The organism is Enterobacter sp. WCHEn090032, assembly GCF_003986875.1.
GTDB lineage: Bacteria > Pseudomonadota > Gammaproteobacteria > Enterobacterales > Enterobacteriaceae > Enterobacter > Enterobacter sichuanensis.
This window is the reverse complement of record NZ_RXRN01000051.1, coordinates 1-6,165: the sequence shown is the minus strand read 5'-3', so window position 1 is coordinate 6,165 and position 6,165 is coordinate 1. Positions and strand designations below refer to the sequence as shown.

Below are 6,165 nucleotides of genomic sequence, written 5' to 3'. Positions count from 1 at the left end.
ACGGCTGTAGAGGTTATTCCGTTCACTTTATGTTCCTTGCTACTCTGTAACAGCATGACCAGGGTATCGCTGTAAGTCATTAATTTTACTGAAGCAACGTTCATCGCTTCAGGTAAAAAATTACTGGGGATTCCCCAGCCCTGTGGGAGAGGGTTAGGGTGAGGGCAACAGGCCGCACAACACTAACCCAGCACCATCGTACTCAACCGGCAGCTACAGCACCGCCGTCCCTGCTCGTCGAAGACCACAATTTCCCAGCTCTGGCTGGAACGCCCCAGATGCAGCGGCTGACACACCCCGCGCACCTTACCGTGCGACACCGCGCGATGATGGGTGGCGTTCAGTTCCGTTCCCACCACGCTCTGCCCGTCCCGGGTCATCAAAAACCCGGCCATCGAGCCGAGCGTTTCCGCCAGCGCCGCCGAGGCTCCGCCGTGCAGCAGACCAAATGGCTGGTGGGTTCTTGCGTCCACCGGCATCTCCGCTTCCAGCGTGTCGTCACCGAGGCGGGTATAGACGATGCCAAGATGCGCCACCAGGGTGTTCATGCTGGTCGCGTTCAGTTCATCGAGGGATAAATGACGTTTCCAGATCATTACGCCCCCAGCGTGGAGCCACCGTCCACCACAATATCCTGCAGGGTGATGTGGCTGGCGGCATCGGAGGCGAGGAACAGCACCGTACTCGCAATCTCCTGCGGACGGGCGATTTTGCCGAGCGGAATGCCGAGCTTAAACTGCTCGCCAAAGCCGCGAATGCGCTGCTGCTCTGCATCGTCGCTTTTCCACAGCGTGCGCTGCATATCGGTGTCCGTTGAACCCGGCGACACCAGGTTGCAGCGCACGCCGCTGGCCGCCAGCTCCAGCCCGACGGTCAATGTCAGGCTTTTCAGCGCCGCTTTCGAGGCGCCGTAGGCGCTCATGCCAATACGCGGGGTATGCGCCGCATCCGAAGCCACCGTCACAATCGCCCCGCCCTGCTGACGGCGAAACTGGCCCATCGTCTGCTGGAACAGGTTAAACGCGCCGCCAACGTTGACTGCGAAGGTCTGCTGCCAGTCCGCCTGCGAGAGCTGGTCGGTTGCCCCCATCCGCAGAATACCGGCTGCGTTAACCAGTACGTCCAGACGTTCAACGGTAGTGAGCAAACGACCACACACCTCGCTGACCTGCGCATCATTCGCCACGTCCAGCGCTTCGGTCGCAAAAGGATAATCGCCCAGCGGAAATGCCAGGTCGAAGCCGGTTACCTGTGCGCCCGCCTCAGCGAACGCCAGCGCCGTCGCATAGCCAATGCCTTTACCCGCCCCCGTCACCCAGACGGTTTTACCGGTGAAGTCAAATCCCATTAGTGCACCTCGCGGGAGAGCAGCGCCCACCAGGCGTCGAGAGTAGGATTTTTGGCCAGCATCACGAAATCAATGTCGCCATGCACTTTGCGCCAGCGGGCGGCCAGCGCCATCATGCGCACCGAGTCCAGACCGTAGTCGATCAGGTTTTCGTCATCCATCGGCTCGTCGGACTCGTCCAGCAGCGGCAGGATCATCTCACGCAGCGCGGTTTTTGAGGGCGGAACCGACGGCAGCAGCTCGTCGGTCATTACCACGCGGCCAGAGCGCCCGGCCACGTAGTTCAGCGACATCAGATGCTCATCGCGGGTGAAATCCGCCAGCGCGTCGGCAATAAAGAACGGTTTGATGTCGCGCATAAAGGCATCGGTGGCGGTGGTCATGCAGCCGATGTGGGCGTACACACCGGTAATCAGCAACTGGTTGCGGCCCGTCTCTTTCAACATCTGCTCCAGCGGCGAGCGGTGAAACGCGCTGTAGCGCCACTTCACCAGCACGGTGTCCGCTTCGTCCGGCGCTAGCTGAGAGACGATACGCTGCTGCTCCGGCGAGCGGGTCAGGCCCGGCCCCCACATGTCGTTGAGCAGCGCGCGGTCTTCATCGCTCTGCTCTTTCGGCTGGGCGGTGTAGTACACCGGAATATGATGCGCTTTGCAGTACGCGCGAAGTTTAGCGATGTTCGCCACCACCTGCTGCATCATCGCGCTGTTTTCGCCCCAGAAGTTCAGGAAGTATTCCTGCATATCGTGGATCAACAGCGCGGCACGCTCAGGCTCAAAGGCCCAGTTCACTTTACTGGTTGGCAGCTCTGCGGCAGTTGGCAGCGCGTAAGCGGTTAATTTTGGGATAGTCATACTCTGTTCCTCAGCCCCGGGCGCGTTCAGCCAGCCACAGGCGCAACTGTTTCTTATCGACTTTGCCGACCGGCGTCAGCGGGAGCGCATCCACGCTCTCCACGCGGTCCGGCAGCTTGAATTCGGCAACGCCCTGCTCGCGCAGGAAACGACGCACCTCGACCGCGCGCAGGGGCTGTTTCACCACCAGATACGCACAGCTCTTCTCGCCAAGCAGGCTGTCCTCCATGCTCACCAGTGCGGCGTGGATCACCGCCTCGTGGCGCAGCAGCAGGTTCTCGATCTCTTCGGCGGCGATCTTCTCGCCGCCGCGGTTGATCTGATCTTTCTCACGCCCCTGTACGGTGATGTAGCCCTGCTCGTCGATGGCGATCAGATCGCCCGAGCAGTAAAAACCCTCAGCGTCGAAGGCGCTGGCGTTGTGTTCCGGGCTGTTAAAATAGCCGCGGAAGGTATAGGGCCCGCGCGTCATCAGACGACCGACTTCCCCGCGCGGAAGCGGGTTGCCGTGCTCGTCCGCTACCCACACTTCATCATCCGGGCACATCGGGCGGCCCTGCGTGTTGATGATGCGCTCCGGCGCGTCGTCGAGGGCGGTGTAGTTCACCAGCCCTTCCGCCATGCCGAACACCTGCTGCAGCTGGCAGCCCATCTCCGCCGGAATACGCGCCGCGAGCGTGGCGGAAAGACGCGCACCGCCCACCTGCAGCAATTTGAGAGACGTCAACTGCGCGTTGCCCACCCCGTCGGCGATGGCCTGCAGCCACAGGCTGACCGCCGGAGGAACCAGCGAGGTGACGGTAATCTGATGCTGTTCAATCAGCGGGAAGCAGAGCGTGGCGCTCGGATCGCTCGCCAGCACCACGCAGCCACCCGCGGTAAAGACCCCTAACGATCCCGGCGAGCTCATGGCGTAGTTATGCGCCGCAGGCAGCGCGTTGAGGTAGCGAGTGTCGGCGGTAATGCCGCAAATTTCGTTGCTGCGGCGGATGCTGTAGTCGTAATCGTTGTGCGTGCGCGGGATGAGCTTGGGCGTGCCGGTGCTGCCGCCGGAAAGCTGGAAGAAGGCCACTTCATCGGCGGGCGTCGGATTGGCAATAAAATTATCCGCCGGGCGGGAGATCGCCGCCTCCAGCGCATGCTCGCCCCTGTCACCGCGCAGCAGGACGACGCGTACCGAACGGTGCTCATCCACGAAAGCATTGAGGAAATCATCGCCCGCGAACAGCGCATGGTCGCGGTCGGCAATCAGCACGGCGGGTTTGATTTGCACGGCGTAGGCATTCAGCTCGCTGCGCTGGTGGCTAAAGAGCGCGTTAACCGGCGCGACGCCAATTTGCAGCAACGCGAAGAAAGTAATATAGAACTCGGCCACGTTGCCAAGCTGCACCAGCGCCGTCTCGCCGCGCTGCAACCCGCGCGCCTGAAGCGCTGAGGCCAGGTTGTTCACGGCCTGATTAAACGCGCGGTAGGTCACGCGACGTTCGCCATCGATAATCGCTACCGCATCGCTGTCCGCGCGATCGGTCAGGATGTGGGTTAACGGCAGATCCTGCCAGTAGCCTTTTTCTCGGTAGCGCCGGGCGAACGCCTCAGGCCAGCGGGTAAAGGGAATGGTCATCAGTCTTCCTTAGTGCACACCAAAAACATTGAGCATGGTGGAGAGCTTCACACCGGTTTCACGCCACTCGCCCACCGGGGAGGAGGCAGGCACAATGCCCGCACCGGCAAACAGGCGAACGCGATTTTTATGCAGCCGCGCGCAGCGGATGGTCACCACCCATTCGCCGTTGCCTTCACTGTCGCACCAGCCGACGATGCCGCCGAACAGCTCGCGGTCGAACGGCTCCAGCTCGGCAATCAGCGCTTTTGCCGCCTGATGCGGGAAACCGCTCAGGGCTGGCGTCGGGTGCAGCAGGCAGGCCAGGGTCAGGGCGTTCTCGTTTTCGCGCGCCTCGCCTTCCACGGGCGTCGCCAGGTGCCACAGCGTCGGCGTGGTGATCAGCTGCGGAGAGTCAGGCATGCTGAGGTGATGGCTCCGGGGGGCGAGAATGGCTTTCATCGCCTGGGTCACGAGGTCGTGCTCGTGGCGGTCTTTTTCGGAGGCCAGCAGCTTATTGCCCGCTTCACGATCCAGCACATCGTCCGGCTGACGGCGCGCCGAGCCTGCCAGCGGCAGCGAACTAAAGTGCGCGCCCTCTTTGCGCAGCAGCAGCTCCGGGCTTGCCCCGAGCAGCACCCCGCCGTCTTCCAGCGGTACATGGAAGTTAAAGCTCGCCGGGTTCTGGGCGATAAGACGCTCCATCAGGGCGCCGCTGTCCATCGGCTTGTCGGTCGCGATATCAATCAGGCGCGACAGCACCACTTTGTTCACCTGCGGCGTGGCGGTGAGCGACGCGGCGCGGGCGACCATCTCTTCAAACACGGGCTGCTGCGGGATCTCGGTGCGTTGTTCCACCTTCAGCGTCTGCGAGCCGGAAAAATAGCGCGCGGACTGCTGACGAGCAGGACGGGAAAAGGTCTGCCAGTGCTGCGGAATAAACAGCGATGAGGGCTTGCGGGTATCGAACGGGATCGCCCCAACCATCACCGGGTGAGCGATACCGCTGGCTTTGGCATTCCGGAAGGCCTGGGTTAATTTTTGCTGGAAATGACCCGTCGGATCGTCGCCGCCGACGGCGGGCTCATTGAAGCGGGAAAAGCAGCCTGACGTGGTAAAGCTGCGGTAAGGCGACATAAAGAAAAAGCGGTCTGATTGCAGCGTGCTTGCGGTGTGCTGAACTTCCTCAGCCAGGGACGTATCCATATCATCCTCCTCAAAATGATAAAAGAAGCAATAATGATTATCATTTATATTTTCGTCGGCTAACCTAATCCCACATCGCTTCGCTGTCAACCGTTCGGCAAATAACGTGTGCGACAAAAGCTTGCATCCCTGCGCGGTAGCCTTGAAAATGAGAAGCATTATCTTCAACAAAAACAGGATACCAAGCTGTGAAATACCCTGCCGTTTGCCGTACTCCCCTGCTTTTATTGGGACTTTTTGTTTTAGGACTTACCTCAGCCATCGCCGCCGACTGGCCCCGCCAGGTGACCGACAGCCGCGGTGTGCATACCCTGGAGAGCAAGCCGACGCGCATTGTCTCCACCAGCGTGACCTTAACCGGCTCCCTGCTGGCGATTGACGCCCCGGTTGTCGCCAGCGGCGCAACCGCACCGAACAACCGCGTGGCGGACGTGCAGGGTTTCCTGCGCCAGTGGGGTGATATTGCGAAACAGCGTAAGGTCGCGCGGTTGTATATCGGTGAGCCGAGCGCCGAAGCGGTGGCAGCCCAGATGCCGGACCTGATTTTGATCAGCGCCACCGGCGGGGATTCCGCCCTGGCGCTGTACGACCAGCTCTCCGCCATCGCCCCGACGCTTGTCATCAACTACGACGACAAAAGCTGGCAGGAACTGCTGACGCAGCTCGGTACTATTACGGGTCAGGAAAAGCAGGCCGCTGCGCGTATTGCCGCATTTGATAAACAGCTTGCGCAGGTAAAGCAGCAGATGACACTGCCGCCGCAGCCGGTGAACGCCATCGTCTACACCGCCGCCGCGCACAGCGCCAATTTGTGGACCGCGGAATCGGCCCAGGGCAAGCTTTTGCACCAGCTGGGCTTTACGCTGGCAGACTTGCCTGCCGGGCTGCATACCTCAAAAAGCCAGGGCAAACGCCACGACATTATTCAGTTAGGGGGTGAAAGCCTGGCGACGGGCCTCAACGGCGAAGGGCTGTTTGTGTTTGCCGGCGACGAGAAAGACGTGGAGGCGATTTACGCCAACCCGCTGCTGGCGCATCTGCCAGCGGTGAAGAACAAGCGCGTCTGGGCGCTGGGAACGGAGACGTTCCGTCTGGATTATTACAGCGCGATGCTGGTGTTAGACAGATTGAATACATTGTTTAAGTAGGTATTTTCC

General features: G+C 61.0%; 6 protein-coding genes. 1 reads left to right on the top strand and 5 read right to left on the bottom strand.

The annotated features are described in order from the left end of the window. Window positions 1-182: 182 nt before the first annotated feature. Genes entH through entC form a run of 5 tightly spaced genes read right to left on the bottom strand, consistent with a single transcriptional unit; the run spans window position 183 to window position 5,008 of the window. Window positions 183-596 carry a proofreading thioesterase EntH gene (gene entH / locus EKN83_RS23005; RefSeq protein ID WP_025759981.1) on the bottom strand — a complete coding sequence of 138 codons (414 nt, stop codon included), beginning with the start codon at window positions 594-596 and terminating at the stop codon, window positions 183-185. Beyond that, window positions 596-1,348: a 2,3-dihydro-2,3-dihydroxybenzoate dehydrogenase EntA gene (entA, locus tag EKN83_RS23000; protein ID WP_126801777.1), complete on the bottom strand. Its 753-nt coding sequence runs from the start codon at window positions 1,346-1,348 to the stop codon at window positions 596-598. The genes entH and entA overlap by 1 nt, the downstream gene beginning before the upstream one ends. After that, window positions 1,348-2,202 (bottom strand): isochorismatase, encoded by an 855-nt coding sequence (locus tag EKN83_RS22995; protein WP_126801776.1) that lies wholly within the window; start codon window positions 2,200-2,202, stop codon window positions 1,348-1,350. Before EKN83_RS22995 ends, entA begins: the two co-directional genes overlap by 1 nt. A 10-nt stretch (window positions 2,203-2,212) precedes the next feature. After that, complete coding sequence (gene entE, locus EKN83_RS22990; protein ID WP_126801775.1) at window positions 2,213-3,823, bottom strand: (2,3-dihydroxybenzoyl)adenylate synthase EntE; 1,611 nt, start codon at window positions 3,821-3,823, stop codon at window positions 2,213-2,215. A 9-nt stretch (window positions 3,824-3,832) separates the two neighbouring features. Beyond that, window positions 3,833-5,008 (bottom strand): isochorismate synthase EntC, encoded by a 1,176-nt coding sequence (gene entC / locus EKN83_RS22985; protein WP_126801774.1) that lies wholly within the window; start codon window positions 5,006-5,008, stop codon window positions 3,833-3,835. A gap of 188 nt (window positions 5,009-5,196) precedes the next feature. Between entC and fepB the strand changes: the two genes are divergently transcribed. Further along, window positions 5,197-6,156 (top strand): Fe2+-enterobactin ABC transporter substrate-binding protein, encoded by a 960-nt coding sequence (gene fepB / locus EKN83_RS22980; RefSeq protein WP_126801773.1) that lies wholly within the window; start codon window positions 5,197-5,199, stop codon window positions 6,154-6,156. Window positions 6,157-6,165: the final 9 nt, after the last annotated feature.

Coding starts and splice junctions, on each gene's coding strand:
- entH (WP_025759981.1), bottom strand. CDS start 596: ATGATCTGGAAACGTCATTTATCCCTCGATGAACTGAACGCGACCAGC.
- entA (WP_126801777.1), bottom strand. CDS start 1,348: ATGGGATTTGACTTCACCGGTAAAACCGTCTGGGTGACGGGGGCGGGT.
- EKN83_RS22995 (WP_126801776.1), bottom strand. CDS start 2,202: ATGACTATCCCAAAATTAACCGCTTACGCGCTGCCAACTGCCGCAGAG.
- entE (WP_126801775.1), bottom strand. CDS start 3,823: ATGACCATTCCCTTTACCCGCTGGCCTGAGGCGTTCGCCCGGCGCTAC.
- entC (WP_126801774.1), bottom strand. CDS start 5,008: ATGGATACGTCCCTGGCTGAGGAAGTTCAGCACACCGCAAGCACGCTG.